This is a genomic window from Methanospirillum sp. (assembly GCF_035560735.1).
Classification (GTDB): Archaea; Halobacteriota; Methanomicrobia; order Methanomicrobiales; family Methanospirillaceae; genus Methanospirillum.
This window is the reverse complement of sequence record NZ_DATMYY010000149.1, coordinates 1-2,086: the sequence shown is the minus strand read 5'-3', so window position 1 is coordinate 2,086 and position 2,086 is coordinate 1. Positions and strand designations below refer to the sequence as shown.

The window sequence follows — 2,086 nt, the reverse complement described above, 5'->3', positions numbered from 1 at the left end:
CCCCCAGTCCAATGTATCTAACTCTTGCTTCCTCCACTCTATCGGAGGATGTTCATTGAGGATCCCAGCCATATATCCGGGCTTTAGACTCACGGATCCATATCTCTGGCTATTTGTCAGTTCGGTTGTTATAACCGGCCTGATAAGTTACATCTCTCTGGCAATGGGATGGGTCGAAATAGTTGAAAATTTCTGGTACATACCGATTATTATATCTTGTGCGGGATATATCAGGAGAGGATTTTTTTTCTCTCTCGTAATTATTACAGGGTATTTGGGTTTTGTCCTTTACTTCACCCCAGACCAAAATTCAATAACAGACGCACTTTTCAGGACAATATTTTTCCTAATTGTCGCAGTCACCGTTACATATATTTCAGAAGTTCGCTCCCGCTCTCTCAAACAGGCTCGGAAAAGTGAAGAGCAGTATTACTCCCTCTTTAGTAATTCAATTCTAGGCATTTACAGAACCAGTCCGGCAGGACAGTACCTGGAGATAAATCCTGCGTTTGCACATATCGCCGGATACGAAACACCTGAAGAGATGAAAACTGATATCCACGACATCGGACATCAGCTCTATGTTCACCCGGAGGACAGAGAAACTTTAGTTAAACTCCTGGTTTCAAACGGTGAAATTCACGGATATGAGGCTGAATGCTGGCACCGCAGCGGCAGTTCCATCTGGATTTCGATGAATGCAAAGACTGTCCTCAACGATGCCGGAAACCTGCTTTGGATTGAGGGAACAATCGAAGATATTACAGCCAGAAAGAAAGCTGAAGCTGAGTTAGCTCTTAAGAATGAAGATCTCCAGGCAACACTTGAAGAGTTGTCAGGATCAGAGGAGGAATTAAAACGGCAGCTCGAAGAGATCCTTTCATCCCAAATTGAGATAGAAGAAAGAGAAAAGAAATACAGACAACTTTTTGAATCAAATATCGCAGGAATAAGCGTTCATGAGATCATCTGTGATTCGAAAGGCAAACCAATTGACTATCGGTTCCTGGATGTCAACAAGGCATTTGAAGAATTTACTGGACTGCATGCAGAAGATATCATAGGAAAGAGGGTTCGGACAGTTCTCCCAGGAATCGAATCATATTGGATAGAAACCTATGGCGAAGTTGCCAGGACAGGAAAGACAATCCATTTCGAGAACTACAGCGGGGATCTGGGAAAATATTTTGATGTCACCGCTTATTCCACAGAGCTCGGCAAATTTGCAACACTAGTCCTGGATGTAACTCCACAGAAATTGAGTGATATTAAAATAAAAGAGAATAATGCTTTTCTTGAGAGTTTAATCGATAATGCATTCGGTCCAATTATTGTCTGGAACCCTGATCTCAGGGTAATCAGGATCAACCGGGCAGGTGAACTTCTTGTGGGGAGATCTGCAAAAGAACTAGTTGGTAGTTCTCTTGAGATACTCTTCCCCCCTGATGATGCTGAACGGTCATTGAGACTTATCCGAACCACTCTTGAAGGGGTAAGATGGGAAACTGTAGAACTTGGAATTCAGCATCAAGACGGATCAATCAAAACAGTATTATGGAATTCATCAACAATTTACGATCCTGAATCCAGCAAACCAGTAGCAACAATAGCACAGGGACGCGATGTTACCCAGGAACGCTTGCTGGAGATGGAAAAAGATGCAACTACCGCCCAGATACAGGAAAATATCGCTAAACTTGCCATATTAAATGACGGGATAAGAAATCCCCTCTCAATAATTACAGTTATAGTTGATATGGCAAATGATTCGCGATTGAGTGAAACAATACTGGCAGAAGTTTCCAGAATTGATGAGATGGTCTCCAGTCTTGATCGGGAATGGGCACATTCAGAAAAGATCCTTGATTACCTGAAAAAACATACACAGATTGGAAGAAGTTTTATCTCTGGTTCACTGGCAGTTGCTCCAGCCTTAAATACAGACTTCGAAAATGATATCAGTTCCAAAGCAAAACTGAGAGAAAACCTGCTTCCCCAGGAGATACAGGCACAACTTTACAGTATTCTGGATAGTATTGATGCTCTGGTGTATGTTGCCGATATTAAAACATATGAGATCCTATAC

At 42.1% G+C, this 2,086-nt stretch carries 1 protein-coding gene; it reads left to right on the top strand.

What is annotated here, in order from left to right:
• Window positions 1–55: 55 nt before the first annotated feature.
• Window positions 56–2,086: PAS domain-containing protein (locus tag VN429_RS04495; RefSeq protein ID WP_325630247.1), on the top strand; the 2,031-nt coding region annotated here is incomplete at its 3' end.